This is a genomic window from Candidatus Nitrospira neuquenensis (genome assembly GCF_979578155.1).
On sequence record NZ_CEFZDU010000036.1, the window covers coordinates 39,328 to 56,778 of the forward strand.

13 protein-coding genes are annotated in these 17,451 nt (G+C 70.2%); all 13 read right to left on the bottom strand.

The genetic code is table 11. The features are described from left to right. Window positions 1-10: 10 nt before the first annotated feature. A complete protein-coding gene (locus tag AC1U7O_RS14360; protein ID WP_479895516.1) occupies window positions 11-2,659 on the bottom strand; it encodes a glycosyltransferase in 2,649 nt (882 codons plus the stop codon). A gap of 20 nt (window positions 2,660-2,679) precedes the next feature. Further along, window positions 2,680-3,450 carry an ABC transporter ATP-binding protein gene (locus tag AC1U7O_RS14365; RefSeq protein WP_479895517.1) on the bottom strand — a complete coding sequence of 257 codons (771 nt, stop codon included), beginning with the start codon at window positions 3,448-3,450 and terminating at the stop codon, window positions 2,680-2,682. Beyond that, window positions 3,447-4,310 carry an ABC transporter permease gene (locus AC1U7O_RS14370; protein ID WP_479895518.1) on the bottom strand — a complete coding sequence of 288 codons (864 nt, stop codon included), beginning with the start codon at window positions 4,308-4,310 and terminating at the stop codon, window positions 3,447-3,449. Before AC1U7O_RS14370 ends, AC1U7O_RS14365 begins: the two co-directional genes overlap by 4 nt. Before the next feature lie 7 nt (window positions 4,311-4,317). Beyond that, window positions 4,318-5,082 (bottom strand): ABC transporter permease, encoded by a 765-nt coding sequence (locus AC1U7O_RS14375; RefSeq protein WP_479895519.1) that lies wholly within the window; start codon window positions 5,080-5,082, stop codon window positions 4,318-4,320. Between the two features lie 3 nt (window positions 5,083-5,085). Further along, a complete protein-coding gene (locus AC1U7O_RS14380) occupies window positions 5,086-6,030 on the bottom strand; it encodes an ABC transporter ATP-binding protein (protein WP_479895662.1) in 945 nt (314 codons plus the stop codon). Between the two features lie 16 nt (window positions 6,031-6,046). Then, the gene (locus AC1U7O_RS14385; protein ID WP_479895520.1) at window positions 6,047-6,946 is read right to left on the bottom strand and encodes a hypothetical protein; all 900 of its coding nucleotides are present in this window, start codon (window positions 6,944-6,946) and stop codon (window positions 6,047-6,049) included. Beyond that, complete coding sequence (locus tag AC1U7O_RS14390) at window positions 6,943-8,943, bottom strand: O-antigen ligase family protein (protein ID WP_479895522.1); 2,001 nt, start codon at window positions 8,941-8,943, stop codon at window positions 6,943-6,945. The genes AC1U7O_RS14385 and AC1U7O_RS14390 overlap by 4 nt, the downstream gene beginning before the upstream one ends. 108 nt (window positions 8,944-9,051) lie before the next feature. Next, window positions 9,052-9,504 carry a type IV pilin protein gene (locus AC1U7O_RS14395; protein WP_479895523.1) on the bottom strand — a complete coding sequence of 151 codons (453 nt, stop codon included), beginning with the start codon at window positions 9,502-9,504 and terminating at the stop codon, window positions 9,052-9,054. A 358-nt stretch (window positions 9,505-9,862) separates the two neighbouring features. Further along, window positions 9,863-11,716 carry a tetratricopeptide repeat protein gene (locus AC1U7O_RS14400; protein WP_479895524.1) on the bottom strand — a complete coding sequence of 618 codons (1,854 nt, stop codon included), beginning with the start codon at window positions 11,714-11,716 and terminating at the stop codon, window positions 9,863-9,865. 72 nt (window positions 11,717-11,788) lie between these two features. Further along, entirely contained in the window at window positions 11,789-13,150 is a 1,362-nt protein-coding gene (gene dnaB / locus AC1U7O_RS14405; protein ID WP_479895525.1) for a replicative DNA helicase, read from the bottom strand. Then, window positions 13,147-14,421, bottom strand: a complete 1,275-nt coding sequence (gene hisZ / locus AC1U7O_RS14410; protein ID WP_479895526.1) for an ATP phosphoribosyltransferase regulatory subunit — start codon at window positions 14,419-14,421, stop codon at window positions 13,147-13,149. The genes dnaB and hisZ overlap by 4 nt, the downstream gene beginning before the upstream one ends. Window positions 14,422-14,530: 109 nt before the next feature. Beyond that, the gene (gene serA / locus AC1U7O_RS14415; RefSeq protein WP_479895527.1) at window positions 14,531-16,123 is read right to left on the bottom strand and encodes a phosphoglycerate dehydrogenase; all 1,593 of its coding nucleotides are present in this window, start codon (window positions 16,121-16,123) and stop codon (window positions 14,531-14,533) included. Between the two features lie 43 nt (window positions 16,124-16,166). Then, entirely contained in the window at window positions 16,167-17,312 is a 1,146-nt protein-coding gene (locus AC1U7O_RS14420; RefSeq protein WP_479895528.1) for a pyridoxal-phosphate-dependent aminotransferase family protein, read from the bottom strand. Between the last annotated feature and the right edge of the window lie 139 nt (window positions 17,313-17,451).

Here is a 17,451-nt window from a genome sequence, read left to right on the forward strand (position 1 = left end):
GCGGTGCCGCTCAGAGGTGCAGGCTCCAGTCCTCGCGCGACAGCGTCAGGTTCCGGTTGTAGTAGGGATCGCCGCGGCTGATGAGGTCGCCCCAGCGTTGCCAGGCCAGGTCCTCATCCGCCTGCGGATGGAGGCCGCCCCGCGTCGCGGATTCGTAGTGCAGGAGTTCCGCCTTCGGCGTGTAGACGATCCGGTAGCCCCGCTGCCTGATCCGCAGGCAGAGGTCCACGTCGTTGAAGGCCACGGGGAGCCGCTCGTCGAAGCCGCCCGCTTCTTCGAAGACACCACGCGGCACGAGGAGGCAGGCCGCCGTCACGGCGCTGCAGTTCCGCACCGTCTCGCCGAACCCGTAGTAGGTGTCGCGGCCGCCCGCCTGGTGCTTGAACGCGTGCGCGGCGAAGCCGCGTACCCCGAGCACGATGCCGGCGTGCTGAATGCGCCGGTCCGGGTAGAGCAGCTTGGCCCCGACCGCACCGATCCCGGGCTGCTCCGCCTGCTCGACCATCACCGTGAGCCAGTCGGGGCGGACGGCCTGCGTGTCGTTGTTCAGGAAGAGCAGGTGCCGGCCCGCCGCCCGCGAGGCGCCGAGGTTGTTGATCGCCGAAAAGTTGAACGGGCCCGGGCACCGGAGGACCAGCGCCCTGTCCCGAATCTCCTCCAGGTAGGCGATCGCGTCGGCGGCCCGACTGTCGTTGTCCACGACGATGACCTCGTAGGGCGCGTAGTCGGTCTTCTCCCGGAGGCTGGAGAGGCACTGCTCCAGGAGGAGCCGCCGATCGCGGGTCGGGATGACGATCGACACGAGGGGGCGGTCCCGCAGCCGGTAGCGCACCCGGTACCGTCCGGGGCCGTCGCCCTCGACGGTGCCGTCCAGTCCGCGACGCGCCAGCGCCTCCGCGAGGGCCTTGCGGGCCGCCTCGTAGGCGTAGGGCTTCGCGCCCGTCGAGGAGGCCGCCGAGCCGGGAATCTTCCGCCAGTGGTACAGGACCTTGGGGATGTGGGCGATGCGGTCGGTCCGCTCCGTGAACCGCAGGATCAGGTCGTAGTCCTGACTGCCGTCGAAGCCGGCGCGGAACCCGCCGCTCTCCGCCAGCTTGCTCCGCCGGAACACGCTGAAGTGGGTGATGTAATTCATGGCGAGCAGGAGCTCGGGGCTCCACCCGGGCTTGAAGAAGGGCTCCACGCGCCGGCCGTCCGGCTCGAGCTTGTCCTCGTCCGAGTAGAGAAAGTCCAGGTCCGGCTCCCGGTTGAGCCGCTTGACGACCTCGTACAGCGCGTCCGGCGACAACTCGTCGTCGTGGTCCAGCAGCCCCACGAATTCCCCCGTCGCCATCGCGAGCGCCCTGGCCGACGCCCCGACGATCCCCTCGTTCCGCTCCAGGTGCCGGACCTTGATCCGAGGGTCGGCCGCGGCGGCTTCGTCCAGCAGCCGTCGCACGTGGCCGCGCGTCGAGGCATCGTCGGCCAGGCAGAATTCCCAGTGCGGATAGAGCTGGGCCTGGACGGACTCGATCAGGCGCCGGAGCCAGGGCTCGTCGGTGTTGTAGACGGGGGTGACGATGCTGATGAGCGGGCGGTATGTGAACCGCCCGATCTCCGCCTTCGCCTCCTCCATCAGGTCCGGCGTCACCGGATGCGCCTCCAGCCACAGCCGATACTGCCCGTTCAGGTCGAGGCCCGTGGGCGGTACCCGGACCAAGAATCCCCGTCCCCTCAGAACCCGGCCGACCTGCGCGCGGAGCTTGGACAGGAGGATCCGCCCCCCCTCGTCGAGAAGTACCTCGACCGCCCGGCGGAAGGCCCAGTAGGCACGCCCCCGGGCGGTGTCGGGCGGGCAGAGCCGATTCTTGACCGCCAAGGCCCGCTTTAGGAGCTTCCACCCGACGGTCTGCTGCATCGTGAGGAGTTGGTGGGTCAGGTCGGCGACCCGCTCCTCCCCGGCCTGCAGGCGGCGCCGTAGCTCCTGCGTCTCGCGGCCGAGGTCCCGGACCTCGCGCCGCAGCCGCCGGCAGGCCCCGAGGACCCCATCGAGCGGGGGGGGCCCGACGCCCCGCTTGAACCGCATGGCATGGGGCGCGACGAACTCCGCGTCGAACTCCGAGTCGAGCGCGAAGCCGTGCTCCAGGAAGCGCGCGATCCAGTACGACTGCGGCCGGACGTTCACGTGAGTCGGCTCCGTGAAGTCGTCCGGCGTGGAGGAGAACAGGATGTCGTCGGTGTTCCGGCAGAGGTTCGCGATCGCCCGCCGCCCCTCCTCCTCCGTCAGGTGCTCCAAGACCTCGATGCAGACGATGAGGTCGTAGGGCCCCTCCAAGGAGTCCAGGGCGGACGCGACGCGGCAGTAGGGGCGGATGTCCTCGCGGACCTCGCCGATCGCGTAGTCGGACACATCGATCCCGAAAGCCTCCACCCGCCGGTCCCTGAGCGCCTCGACCAGCAGACCCTTCGCGCATCCCACGTCGAGCACCCGGGCCGGCTTGATCTCTGCGACGATCCGGTCCGCGATCGTCCCGAAGAACGCCATCCACTCGCGCTGGCCGCGATCGTAGGGGACCGGCCCGAAGCCCTTGTCGTAGTAGTCCCGGTCATAGCGCGAGGGCTCGACCCCTTGGGACGACCCGCCACCGGCCCCCATGGTCTGCCTCTCGTCCTGTTCCATTCGTCCTCGTCCTCGCCCGGTCACGGGGCCGTCGGCGGCCGGGCGGCCTGGGCGCTCGAGGCCCGCTCGGCGTACCGACTCAGCATCGTCCCCGGCTCCCCGTCGCCGACCAGACGCCCATGGTCCAGCCAAACCACCCGGCCGCACAGGTGCCGGACCTCCTCGACGGCATGGGATACCAGCACGATCGTGACCCGCCGTCGCTGGAATTCCCTGAGCTTCTCCCGGCACTTGGCCTGGAAATGCAGGTCGCCCACGGCCAGGACCTCGTCGATCAACAGGATGTCCGCGTCCAGGTGCGCGGCGACCGAGAACCCGAGCCGCGCCAGCATCCCGCTGGAATAGGTCCGGATCGGCTGGTCGAGGAACTCCTCCAGCTCGCTGAACGCGACGATCGCGTCCAGCCGCGCGCGCACGTCCCGCCGCGTCAGGCCCAGCAGGACGCCGTTCAGCATGACGTTCTCCCGCCCCGTCAGCTCCGGGTGGAACCCCGCGCCGAGCTCCAGGAGCGGACAGACCCGGCCGCGCACCTCGACCCGGCCCGCCTGGGGCGTCAGCACGCCGGCGATCAAACCCAGCACCGTGCTCTTCCCCGACCCGTTCGCGCCGATCAGGCCGACCGTCTCGCCCCGCGCGATCTCGAACGAGACGTCGTCCAGCGCGACGAACTGCCCCGCCCTCAGGCCGCGCATCGTCTCCGGCAGCCGGAACAGCGCGGCCTTGATCCCGCCCAGCACCTGCTCGTACCGCGGGTAGCGCTTGGAGACATGGTCGAACCGGACGACCGTCATAGGACCTCGGCGAATCGCGGCGCGAGCCGGCGGTAGGCCAGCGAGCCGAGCCCGCAGACCGCAAGTCCGTAGGCGACGCTCAGGCCGACGAGCGGCCAGGCGAGGACCCCGCGCAGGAACAGTTCCTGCCACGCCAGCATCAGCGGCGCGACCGGGTTCAGGGGGACCAGCCCGCGATAGGGCTCCGGCACCATGTCGATCGAGTAGGCGATCGGCGTCAGGAAGAACAGGAACGTCACCAGCAGGCCCGTGAGCCGGTCGAGGTCGCGGAAGAACAGATTGACCGACGCCACCGCCAGCGCCGCCCCGTAGACCAGGAGGAACTGCGCCCCCAGCAGGAGCGGCAGCCCGACGAGCCAGGTCCAGGAGAGGCCGAGCCCAGACCATAGCAGGCACGCCGCGATCACGGGCACGGACAGCAGCAGGTGCAGGCCGCCGTTGAGCACCGTCGCCGCGACGAGCATCTGGCGGGGAAACCGCACCTTCTTCACCAGCGGCGCGTTGGCGAGGAAGATCGTCGGCGCCGCGCTGAGCGTATGGGCCAGCCAGTGCCAGGGGAAGAGGCCGGCGATCAAGAAGAGCGGATAGCGCGGAATGTCCACCCGCATCACGACCCCGAAGGCCAGGACGTAGATGAGCGCGAAGGCCAGGGGATTGGCCACCGACCAGAGGTAGCCCAGCCAGCTCCCCTTGTAGCGGACCTTCAGTTCCTTCGCGGTCAGCACGAGGAACAGGTCCCGCAGGTGCTCGCCGGACACGCCGGGGCCGCCCCAGGAGCCGAGCCGGGAGGGCCAGAGGGGCCCCGCGTCGGCGGCGGCCGGATCGGGGGAGGATGCGGCTGTCGGCAGGCCCTTCGCCATCACCGCCTCAGAAGTCCCGCCGCTGGAAGACCAAACAGGCCGCGGCGAGGAGCAGGGTGAGGTAGGCCGCGCCGTAGGCCGTGCCGAGCGCCAGGTAGGCCAGGCCGATGGGCTGGCCGTGGGCCGCGGGCCCCTTCACGTTGAACAATTCCAGGTTGGGGATCAGGTAGTACAGGGCGGTGGTCACCGCCTGGACCGCCTCGCTCTGGCTCTTCTCCGCCAGCCCCTTGAGGTCGCCCGTCAGGTGGCCGATCACGTAGAGGCCGAGCGTCATGATGGCGCTCAGCGTCGCCGTCGTGAAGGTCGAGAAGAACAGCGCCAGCGCGGTCACGAGCAGGGCCTCGACGCCCATCAACGCCACGGCCTGGACGAGCGCCCACCGCACCGGCGCCTGGACCATTCGGAGCACGGCCAGGAAGACGGCGAGCATGACCGCGATGGTCACGAGCAGCGTCAGGGCCAGCCCCGCGTACTTGCCCAGGATGAACTCGCTCCGGCTGATCGGCCTCGCCATGATCGTGTAGATCGTCCGCCGCTCGATCTCCTTGCTCACGAGCCCGATCCCGACGAACACGGCGATGACGACGCCGACGACGTTGATGGCCGCGAGCCCCATGTCCGTCACGATCTTCTCCCGCTCGGCGATGGTCAGCCCGCCCAGCACGACCGAGGCGCCGATGAGCAGCAGCGCGAAGAGGAGCAGACTGTACAGGATGCGGTCCCGTACGTTCTCGCGGAACGTATTGAGGGCGATCACCCCGATCCGCCGCATGGCTCAGGCCCGCTCGGCCGGCGGCCCGCCGGCCGACTCCTCGAACAGCTCCTCCAGGGACCCCTTCTCCGGCGTCACGGACACCAGCCGTCCGCCGCGCGCCCGGATCGCCGCCAGGACCTCCTCCAGCCGTTCCGGGCCGGGAAGCACGAGCAGCGACCGGCGCCCGCGATGGAGCACCCGCGCGGCGAGCGCCGCGAGCGCTCCGCTTCCCGCGTCGTCCAGCCCCTCGCAGACCACCTCCACCGACCGGGCGCGCCCGCGGCCGGTCAGCTCGTCGATCCGCCCCTCGGCCCGCAGCCGTCCCCGCACCAGCACGCCCACGCGGTCGCAGAGCAATTCCACGTCGGGGATGATGTGCGTGCTGAAGAAGACGGTCTTGCCCCGGTCCCGCAGGCCCAGGATCAGGTCGCGCACCTGCTTGCGCCCGATGGGGTCCAGGCCCGACATCGGCTCGTCGAGGATCACCAGCTCCGGGTCGTGGATCAGCGCCTGGGCGAGCCCGACCCGCTGCAGCATGCCCTTGGAAAACTTCCTGAGCTGGCGCCGGCGGGCCTCGGCCAGGCCGACCTGCTTAAGCAGCTCCGCCACGCGCCGCCCCAGCTCGACGCGATCCAGCCCGGCCAGCCGGCCGTAGAAGCCCAGGAACTCCTCCGCCGTCAGGTAATCGTAGAAATAGGGCGCCTCCGGCAGGAACCCGACGCGCGCGCGGGTCGGCACGTCGCCCGCCGGGAGGCCGAGGACCTCGGCCGTGCCGCTCGTCGGCCTGGTCAGGCCCAGGAGGATCTTCAGCGTCGTGGTCTTGCCCGCGCCGTTCGGCCCGAGGAAGCCGTAGATTTCGCCGCGGCGGACGGAGAAGGACACTCCATCCAGCGCCCGCACGGGGGGCCGGCCCGGCCAGCCGGACGCGAACTCCTTCGTCAATCCCTCCACGAGCAGCACCTCCATGGTCGACACCCCGGGGTCAGGGCTCGGGCCGGTGCACGCGCAGCCGCCGGCCCAGCCCGCTGCTCTGCACGCTGCCGTCGGCCCGGTTCAGGCGATACTCCCCGCCCCACGGCTCCGTGGGCAGCCGCCGGAGCAACCCCGCCGACACGAGGTCGTCGAGCCGCTCCGGCATCGCCCCGCGTCGGTCGCGATAGTCGCGGACCGCCCGCTCGAGCAGCCGGATGTCGCGCTCCGCCACGACCTCGCGCAACCGCTCCATGAGCCCCTCCTTCAGCCGCTCATCCTGGGTCTGCTGGAGCAGCCGCCGGAGGAACTCGATGGCCGCCGCCGGCTCGCCCGCCTCCACGGTCATCCGGGCCGCGAGCTTCGGCAGGTAGGCCGGCGCACCGGGCAGGAGCGCAGCCTTGCGGAAGTACAGCGCCGCCCGCGCGGGATCATGGAGCTCGAAGTAGTAGTTGTAACCGAGGTAGAAGGGGAGCTGCCAGACGTCGGGGTTCTCGGCCATGCCCTTGGCCAGCAGGGCGACACTCTCCTGAGGGAGCTTCGCCCACACCGTCAGGATGGCCCCGGTCGCCTGGTAGGCGAAGGCGAACTTGGGGTCGAGGTCCGTCAGGACATCCACGGCGCGGGCGGCGGCGCGGTACCCTTCGACGGTCTGCTCCCGGTCGCCGAGCTGCTGCACGACCTTGAGCCAGATCAGGTCGGCGACCAGCTCGCGATAGCCCAAGACCATGACGCGCAGGTACTCCCCCCGCGGCAGGAGGGAAAATTCGGCCAGCCGGACCGCCGGAGGGCGGTGTCGGTCCAGCGATACCTGCACCCCGACCGCGGCGGCGGCGCCGGCCAGGAGCAGGACCGCCGCCCCCCGCGGGCCCCTGCCGATAGCCGGCCCCTTCACCCTCATGTCCGTGCTCATGTCCGTGCTCCTGCCCGGTCGAGCTCCGCCCCGAGCGCGCGCGCGTTGGCCGACAGGAACCGCTCCTCCAGCGGCGTCTTCGTGCGGTCCGCGAACCGCTGCTGGCGCTCGACGATCTCGCGGTACTCGCGGCTCGCCGCCCCGAGGCGGCCGCTGTCCAGGTACCGCCAGGCAAGCCACTCCCGAGCCGGCAGGAAGTTCGGTTCGATCTCGACCGCCCGCCGGACCGCCGCCTCGGCCGCGTCCCCGTCGCCGAGCGCGGCGTGCAGCCGACCCAACTCGAAGAGATAGTGCGGCGCGAAGGGCTCTAGCTCGACCGCTCGCCCGTAGGCGGCCAGGGCCGCACGCAGGTGCTCGGCGCCTCGATGTCCCCCGCGCGCCGCCAGCGCCGCCTGCACGCGCCCGAGCAGGGCCGGCAGCCGTCCGTCCAACGGGTTCAGCGCCGCGGCCGTCTCGAGCGCCGCCACGGCCGCCGCCGCCGCCTCCGAACGCCCCGTCCGCTCGTAGAGCTGAAAGGCCGCGCCGCCGAGCGCGCTCCGGTAGAGCGCCTTCCCGGGGTCCCAGGCGGCCGCCCGCTCGAAGTGGGCGATCGCGGCGGGAAGGTCCGGGCCGCCCGACGCCCGCCGGCCCTCCTCGTAGGCCGACCACCCGACGCCGATCCGGATCACCTCCACGGCCGCCACGGCGAGCGCCGCCGCGCCGACGACGCCCCAGGCCGCGCGCGAACGGACCGGCACGACGCGGGCCGGGAGAGCCCCGCGCCGCAGGCCGCCGATCGCGAGGGTTCCCGCGACGCAGAGCGTCAGCGCGATCGCGATCGCCGGCTCGTGGAGCGGGGAATCCACCGCCGCATGGGCGAGCGCCGCCGTCGCGCCGCCGACGAGCCCCCCCAAAAGCCCTCGCTCCTCCCGTCGGAGTCGGGCCCGCCAGCTCGCCCTCGCATCCCCCGCCACCAGCAGGACGCCCCAGCCGAAGAGGAGCAGGCTCATCGGCCCGAGCTCGACTCCCATCTGGAGATATTCGTTGTGGGCGGTGGCCGCCGCTTTCCCGTATCGCGCCACTTCGCCCTCCACCGGCACGGCGTAGCGGGGATAGGCGTACTGGTAAAGCCCGAGGCCGATCCCGAGGGGGTGGTCGCGCATCTCCGCAAGCGACGCTCTCCACAGCGCCCAGCGGGTATAGGCTTCCGGGTTCGCCCGGTGCTCGGCCGCGACCCGGTCCCGCACCGGGTTCGGCACGAGCGCGCCGACCGCCACGATCAGCGCCACTGCGGTCAGGCCCGCGCGTCCGAACCGCAGCAGGAGGACGAGCCCCGCTCCGATCGTCAGAGCCAGGGCCCCGCCGCGCGAGCCGGTGCCGATGAGCGCGGCGAGCAGCAGGATCAACACGGTGACCGCCGCCGCGAGACGGACACGCCCCGGACGCCCCCCGACGGTCGTCCAGCGGGCGTAGCAGAGGTGGCCGAGGATAAGGCAGGCGACGACCGCGAGGTAGCCGGCGAGGAAATTCGGGTTGAAGAAGGTGCCGGTCGGCCTCGCCGCGCCGGCCCACCATTGACAGAGCGCCAGGCCCGCCTCCGCCGTCCCCGCCGCGACCAGCACGAGAACCAAGCCTCGGAGGCGCGGCCAGGTCCCGAGGGCCAGACGGAGCAGGTAGAGGAGCGCGCCGTAGCCCAGGAGCACGAGCAGCCACTGTCGGCTCTGGTTGGGATAGGCGGAGCCGGCGACGGAGAGGGCGGCAAGCCCGAGATAGGCGGCGACGGCCGGACCGACCGCCATCGGCGGGCAGAGCAGCACGCCGCTCCGGACCAGCGTCGCCAGCCAGAAGCCGGCCAGCATCAGGATCGCGAGCCGGATGACCATGGCCGCCTGATGGGTGGTGCCGCCCTCCAGCAGGGGGGAGAACAGGAGCAGGGCGCCGAGCAGGATCAGCCCCGCCGAGCCGATCGGCGAGCCGGGCAGCGGACGAGAAGCGCGGGTGCCGGGCTGAGCCTCCATGGAATCGTTACGTCACGCCGGCGTTCGTGGAACCGAAGGGGAAGGGAATAAGGAGGGGAACCGCGATCGGCGGTTCCCCTCCGCCCGGCCGGATCGGACCGGCCGTCATCAGCTCGTGACGTCGTTGGTCAAGCCGGTTTGGTTGAGATTCTTGGCGTCGTTGATGATCCACTGGTCGCAGGTGGCGTCGGAGTCGATGTTCCCCGTCGCGCCCGCCGTGAAGCCGGTGGCAGAGGTGCCGACCGTCGAGGCCTGGGTGCAGGTGCCGAGCGCCGCGCCGATGGCGGTGCCGCCGAGGGAATAGTTATACTTGGGGCTCGCGCCGCTGATCGTGAAGCCGATGGCCGAGAAGTCGTTGCTGTAGGAGTTGTTCTCGCCGAAATACGCCACTTCCGAGGTGTGGATGGCGCCGAGGTTGGACTTCGCCTCCGACTGCTTGGCCTTGGCCTGGAAGCTGAGGAAGTTCGGAATGGCGATGGCCGCGAGGATCCCGATGATGGCCACCACGATCATCAGCTCGATGAGCGTGAAGCCCTGTTCCCGCCCGATTGAGGTCTGCATATCCATCCTCCCGGTTGTTGGTTGCCTCACCCGACACCGGGAGGCCTTGGCTCCAATCCCCCACTTCAGGCCCTCCCGTTGCGGCAGCAGGTAGCAAGGAAAAGCAGATTCCGTGCCCCTGGGTCGCTCCCGTAGAAAAAAAGAAACCACAGGGCTTTCAACTCCTTAGACCGCCCGCTTGAGGCGGAAAGACGGGGCGGCGCCCGGAGTCAGGACCCTTTTCCGTCACGTGAAACCAATTTTTGGCCGAGCAACGGCCAGCGCGATCAACATATTGGTGGTTGGCGATACACGCCTCCACCCTGTTGCGGTGGAAACGACCGTGTCCCCCTCCGTGCTGGGGGATGACGCGGGGGGATCAGTGGGTGGTGGATTTAGAGGCCGGACTGTTCTGAGAGACGCGACGCTGGGCCTGTCGCACCCGCTCATCGAGCAGGGGGTCGCCCCAGCCCTGGGCGCGGTAGCGCTCCACCAGCTTGCTGTTGGAGGGGTCGAGGGAGAGCGAGCGCAGCCAGGCTTCCCTGGCTTCCTGCACCAGGTTCTGCTTGAGATAGATCTCGCCGAGGTGCTCGAAGATCACCGGATCGTCCTGGACGAGCGCCGCGGCGCGCTTGATCTCCGCCAGCGCCTCGTTCAGCTTACCCATCTTGTAGAAGGCCCAGCCGAGGCTGTCCACGTAGTAGCCGTTGTTCGGCTTCAGCGCGACGGCCCGTTGGGTGAGGGACACGGCCTCCTCGATCCGGATGCCCCGCTCCGCGTAGGTGTAGCCGAGGTAGTTCAGCGCGTCCGCGTGCTTGGGGTCGATGCGCAGGGCGGCCTCCATGGCGCGGACGAGGTCGTCGAAGCGGTTCTGCTTGTCGTAGGCCGTCCCGAGGTTGAAGTGGAGGTCTGGATTATCGGGATTTTCACGGATCCCGGCCTCGAAGGTTTCGGTGGCCTTCGCGTAGTCCTCGGTCTGGAGGTAGGTCAGTCCCAGGAGCAGGTAGGCGTCCGCGTGCCGGCCCTCCAGCGTCAGGACCTGCGTCAGGTGGCCGATCGCCTCGGGGTACCGCTTCAGCTTGTAAAGCAGGAACCCCATGTGCATGTGGCCGTCCGCGTAGGTCGGCTGGATGCGCAGGTTCTCCTGGTAGGCCTGAATCGCCTTCTCGAACTCCTTCTGCTCTTCGTAGATCATCCCGAGGTAGTCGCGCACGCGCAGTTCGCCGGGCCGCGCGGCCAGCACCCGATTGAGCTGGGCGATGGCCTTGGCATACTCCTTCGTTTCGCCGTAGACGAGCCCCACGCGCAACTGGGCGTCGAGGTCGTCGGGATCCTGAGCCAGAATGTGCTCCAGCTCGGCCAGCGCCTCCTGGTACCGCTTGTCGTGCAGGAAGAGGCGGACCAGGTGCTGGCGGACTTCCTTGCTGTTGGGGTTCACCGCTTGGAGGTACCGCCGGTAGACCTCCGCCGCGCGCTGGCCGTCCTGGCGGGCTTCATGGACGCTGGCCAGGGCGATGTAGGCGGGCTCGAAGCCCGGGTTGACGGCGATGGCCCGCTCGAAGGCGTCGACGGCCGCGTCGTACTGCTTCAGCTCCAGCCCGATACGGCCCAGGTAATAGAAGCCCATCGGGGAGCCTCCGGCCTTCCGGACCCCCGCCTCGAAGGCCTGCCGCGCCTCCTCGTACCGCTTCAGGTTCATGAGGAGAATCCCCTTGGCGAAGTAGGGATCGCCCCCTTCCCCGTCCGCTGCGATGGCGCGGTCGTACAGGGCCAAGGCCTGGTCCGCGCGGGCGGAGGCGGCATAGACGCCGGCGACGGCCATCAGGATGGCCGGCTCCTTGGTGTCGGACTCGGCCACGCGGTCGGCGAACCGCAGCGCGGCGGCGGAGTCGCCCTTCGACAGGTAGAGGCTCGCGAGGCGCGCCTTGATGAAGACGGACGAGGGATCGGCCCGCATGGCCGACAAGTACTCGGCGATGGCGCGATCATGGTCCTGGCTCAGCTCGGCCTGGTGTCCCAGGAGGAAGTGGTAGTAGGCGAAGGGGTCGGAGGGAGCCGGGGGCTTGGGGGGCTGGGGGGCCGACGCCGCCGGACCCGGCTCGCCGCCTGAAATCCCGGCGGACGGCACCGTCGCGCAGGCCCCGACGACCAGGGGAACGGCCAGGGCGGCGAGGCACCCCGGCAGGCCGCGCCGCAGAGACGCCGTCCGCCGCGTGACGCTACCGGTCATCATGGGACCCCTCGCTTCCGCCGAGCTCCGCGAGGGCTCGGCTCCGCGGATTATACGCAGCGGCTTCAAAGGGTGTCAAACGTCCCGGTCCGACTTGTTCGCGAACTTGGCGAACTTGTCCAGGAAGGTGAGCTCGATGTCGCCGGTCGGGCCGTTGCGGTGCTTGCGGATGAGGATGTCGGCGATGCCCGGCTTCTGCGTGGACTCGGGGTTGTAGTGCTCGTCCCGGTAGATGAACATCACGACGTCCGCGTCCTGCTCGATCGCGCCGGATTCCCGCAGGTCGGCGAGCACGGGCCGCTTGTCCGCCCGGGTTTCGACCGCGCGGCTGAGCTGGGAGAGGGCCACGATGGGGATGTTCAGCTCCTTGGCCAGGGCCTTGAGGGAGCGGGAGATGTCGGAAATCTCCTGCTGGCGCGACTCCGCATCGGCCCGGCCCTGCATGAGCTGCAGGTAGTCCACGACCAGGAGATCGAGCCCGTGCTGCATCTTGAGCTGGCGCGCCTTGCCCCGCATCTGCTGGACGGTCAGCGCCCCGGAATCGTCGATGAAGATCTTGGCCTGCGACAGCTTGTCGGCCGCGGCGGTCAGCCGCGTCCAGTCGCCGGGCGAGAGTTTGCCGGTGCGCAGCAGATGGGAGTCCACCAGCGCTTCCGAGCTCAGCATGCGCAGCACGAGTTGCACGCCGGACATCTCCAGGCTGAACACGCCCACCGCCTTCCGGTACTCGACGGCCGCGGTCTGGACCATGCCCAGCGCCAGGCTGGTCTTGCCCATGCTCGGCCGGCCGGCGACGATCACCAGGTCCGACGGCTGGAGCCCCGCGGTGATCCCGTCGATCTCGATGAAGCCGGTGGGGATGCCGGTGATCTGCTCCTTCTTCTTGTAGAGCTGATCGACCAGCTCGATGCTGTCCAGGATCAGGGAGCGCATCTCGGCGAAGGACCGGTCGTACTTGCCCTGGGCCAGGCCGAAGATCGACTGCTGGGCGAATTCCAGCAGGTCCTGGACCGGGCTCGCGTCCTCGTAGCCCTTGGCGATGACCTCCGTCGAGGCGCCGATCAACCCGCGCAGCAGCGCCTTGTCGCGGACGATCCGCGAGTGGTAGCGGACGTTGGCGGCGGAGGGGACGATCTGGACCAGCTCGGCCAGGTAGGCGGTCCCGCCGACCGCCTCCAGCTCGCCCGCCGTCCGGAGGTGCTCGCCGAGCGTGATGGTGTCGATGACCTCGCCCTGCTCGGAGAGCTCCAGCATCGCGCGGAAGATCTTCTGATGCGCGGTCCGGTAGAAGTCGGCCTCGCCGAGGATCTCCATGGCCTTGGCCAGCGCCGCGTTGTCGAGCAGGACGGCGCCCAGGACCGACTGCTCCGCCTCGAGGTTCTGGGGCGGGAGCCGCGGCTCCGACAGGTCGCGCAGGCGTGCGGGCTCCGGACTCATGCGTCGCCTCCCCGCACCGACTGGGGCAGGTCCTTGAGCTTGACGACGCGCCGCGCCCCGGGCCGGCCGACGTCCAGCCACAGCGCCTCGTCCGCCTTGAGCCGGGGCGCGCCGAGCACGGCGACCGCTTCGGCGCCCGCGCGCCGCGCCTCCTCCAGTGCCGGTCGCAGCCGGCCCGGCGTCACGCCGGCCGTCGTGGCCTGGATCACCCGCAGCCCCGCCGCCCGGAGCCGCTGCGCGGCCTGGAACAGGCGCTCGCCCGCCCGCGCCGTCGCCGCGACGAGCAGATCCGCACGGGCCCGCGCGGGACCGTTGCCGCCCCGCTCCACCGCCCGGAACAGACGCTCCACGTCGAGCGCGAAGCCGGTGGACGGCAGGTCCCGGCCGAATCGGCCGATCAGGTGGTCGTAGCGGCCGCCGCCGCCCAACTCGCAGCCCAACCCGTCCGCGAAGACCTCGAAGACCACGCCGTCGTAATAGTCGAAACCGCGCAGCTCGCCCAGGTCCACGAGCAGGCGCCCCTTGAGCCCGGCCGCGTCCAGCAGCCGGTAGACGGCGACGAGCCGGTCCAGCGCCGCCCGCAGCGGGCGGCTCCGCCCCGCCAGGGCCTTCCCCCGCTCCAGCACCTCCTCGCCCCCGAAGAGGCGGGTGGCGTCCAGCAGCGTCCGCGCGGCGCGCGGCGACACGCGCTCCCCGCGGAGAATCTCCTCGAGCCGCGGCAGGTCCTTGCGCGCCGCGGCGTGCTCCGCCCGTTTTCGGCCGTCGGCCGACAGGCCCGCCTGCGCCAGCAGTCCCTTGAAGAACCCGACGTGTCCGAGCGAGATCGTGTAGCCCGCCAGGCCGAGCCGGCCGAGGCAGTCGGCCATCAGCGCGATGATCTCCCCGTCCATCGCGACCGTGTCGAGCCCGATCAGCTCGGCGCCCACCTGGAAGATCTCGCGTTCCCGGCCCGCGTGCTCCGGCTCGTAGCGGAAGACGGTCGTGCGGTAGCACAGGCGCAGCGGCACCTCCGCCCCCGCCATGCCCATCGCGACGATGCGGGCGATCTGCGCGGTGGCGTCGGGGCGGAGCAGCAGAATGCGGCCGGTCGTCCGGTCGGCGATCTTGTAGCACTTCTCGATCAGCTCGGAGTCGAGGCTCGCGGCGAGGACGTCCAGGTACTCGAAGGTGGGCGGGATGACCTCCTCATAGCCCCACCGGCCCAGACAGGCCATGAGGCCGTCTTCGAGGCGGCGCAGGCGCTGGGCCGTGCGGGGCAGGATCGTGGCCATGCCGGCCGGGACGAGCGAGCGGGCCGACGACGACGCGGGCGGCGCCCCGGGGCGGGGCGGCCGGCGGGAACCGCTGGCAGGAACGCGGCGCGGCATACGGATGGCGGGGCTACAGCCCGCGGGCCAGGTCGGCCAACTTCACCGAGAGGATGTGCGGGAGCGAACGCAGCGTCTCGAACACGCCGGCCGGCAAGGGCGCATCCAGGCCGATGATCAGCAAGGCGGTGCCGCCCCGCTCCTCGCGCGAGCACTGCATGCGGGCGATGTTGACCTGGTGGGCGCCGAGGGCTTGGCCCACCGACCCGATCACGCCGGGCTTGTCCGCGTTGAGGATGAGGATCATGTGGCCCTCCGGAACCACCTCCACCTGGAAATCGTCGATCTCGATGACGCGGGGATGCTTGCGGTGGTAGAGCGTGCCGGCGATGCGATGCGTCGCCTTCCCCGCCTCGACGCGGACGCGGACGACGCTGGCGTAGTCGCCGGCGTCGGTGCTCTTGACCTCCTTGACCTCGATGCCCCGCTCCTTGGCGATCACGGGCGCGTTCACGTAGTTGACGACGTCTTCCAGGATCGGCGCCAGCAGCCCCTTCAGCACCGCGATCGTCAGCGGCGCCGCCGAGAACCCCGACACCTCGCCGTAGTACTCGACCGTGACGCGCTCGATCCCGCCCTCGCAGAGCTGGGCCTGCAGCAGGCCCAGCTTCTCCGCCAGGCTCAGGTAGGGCTGAAGGCGCGGCAGCACCTCCGGCGGCACGGAGGGGATGTTGACCGCCCCGCGCGCGATGCCCTTCGTGAAATAGTCCACGATCTGCTCGGCGATCCCGATCGCGACGTTCTCCTGCGCCTCGCCGGTCTGGGCGCCGATATGCGGCGTGCAGATGAAGTTGTCCAGCGCCAGCAGCGGATTGTCCGGCTTGACCGGCTCCTCCTCGAACACGTCGAACGCCGCGGCCGCGACCTTCTTCGATCGCAGCGCCTCGGCCAGGTCCGCCTCGTTGACGATGCCGCCGCGCGCGCAGTTGACGATCATCACGCCCGGCTTCATCGTCGCGATAACCGTGGCGTTGATCAGGCCCTTCGTCTCGGCCGTCAGCGGCGTGTGCACGGAGACGATGTCGGCCCGCCGGAACAGCTCCGGCAGCTCCACCAGCTCGACGCCCATCTTCTCCGCCCGCTCCGGCGCCAGGTAGGGATCGTAGGCGATGACGTTCATCGCGGCGCCCTGCGCCAGCTTGGCGAGGTAGCCGCCGATCTGGCCGATGCCCACGACGCCGAGCGTCTTGTTGTACAGCTCGACGCCCATGAACTTGTCCTTTTCCCACTTGCCGGCCTTGACCGACGCCGTCGCCTGGGGAATCCGCCGGCTCATCGCGAAGATCATCGCCATCGTGTGCTCGGCGGTCGTGACGGTGTTCCCGCCCGGCGTGTTCATGACCACGATGCCGCGCTTGGTCGCCGCCTGGGAGTCCACGTTGTCGAGGCCCGAGCCGGCCCGGCCGATGACCTTCAGCCGTTCGGCCGCCGCGATCACCTCGGCCGTGACCTTCGTGCCGGACCGCACGATCAGGCCGTCGTAGTGCTTGATCTCCTTGAGCAGCTCCTCCTTCGGCATCTTGGTCTTCACGTCCACCGTGAAGCCCGCCCGCTCAAGGATCTCGACGCCCTGCTTCGACAGGCTGTCGCTGACGAGAATGTTCATCGGGGGTGTACGCTCACCGCTCGCGCCGTCGGGGGGACCGCGCTCAGCCCTTGACCATCAACAGTTCCTGCGCCTTGGCCACGCCGCGGCCGAGCGTGACCGGATACCCCAGTCCCTTCAGCACCATCTCGATCGCCGCCATCGCCGTGATGATGTCGAAGGTGTCCGCGTAGCCCATGTGGGAGATGCGGAAGATTTTGCCCTTGAGATGGTCCTGGCCGCCCGCGGCCGTGATGCCGTACTGCACCCGGAGGTTCTTGTAGATGGCCTGGCCGTCCACGCCCTCGGGCGCGCAGACCGCCGTCAGCGCGTCGCTGGGCGACTGCTTCGGGAAGAGGGCGAGCCCCGCGGCCTTGACGCCCTCCCGCATCGCGTGGGCGAGCCGGGCCTGCCGGCCGAACACCTCGGCCAGCCCCTCCGCCTTGAGCATCTTCAACACTGCCCGCAGCCCCAGGATCAGGGACACGGCCGGCGTGTAGGCGGTCTGGTTCTTGACCTGCGACTCCCGCTCCTTCTTGAAATTGAAATAGAAGGCGGCGTTCCTGGCCTTGTCGGCGAGCGTCCAGGCCTTCTCGCTCACGCTGACGAAGGCGAGGCCGGGCGGCAGCATCAGGGCCTTCTGCGAGCCGGTCACCACCACGTCGAGCCCCCAGGCGTCGGTCTGCAGGTCGAAGACCCCCAGGGCCGTGATCGCGTCCACGACGAGGATCGTCCCCTCCAACGGCCGGACCACCTCCGCCAGGGCCCGCACGTCGTGGGCGACGCCGGTCGAAGTCTCGCTCGCCTGGACATAGACGGCCTTGATCGTCGGGTCCTTCTTCAGCGCGTCGGCCACCTGCTGCGGGTCCACCGCCTGACCCCACTCGACCTTGATCTCCGTGACCTGCACGCCGAAGGTCTTGCAGAGCTTGCCCCAGCGCTCGCCGAACTTCCCGCCGTTGACGACGAGGGCCCTGTCCCCCGGCGAGAGGAAGTTGGACACCGCGCCCTCCATCCCGCCGGTGCCGGAGGCGGCGAGAATCAGCACGTCGTTGGCGGTCTGGAAGAGCCACTTCAACTCCTCGCGCACCTCGCCGAAGAGTTGCGCGAACTCGGGGGCCCGGTGGTGGATCACCGGCTGCGCCATGGCCAGGAGGACCTCCGGCGGCACGGGCGTCGGACCCGGGGCCAACAGGTACCGCTTGATCATCGTTCCGCTCTCCTTACAAGAAGTTCTGATCGTCGGCAGACCGACGGGATGGGTCGTCGTGCGCGGCGTGGAAAGCCGGCACGCTACCACTAGGGCCCACGCCCTGTCAAGGCGACCGCGGCGCGAGGAGCGCCCGCGA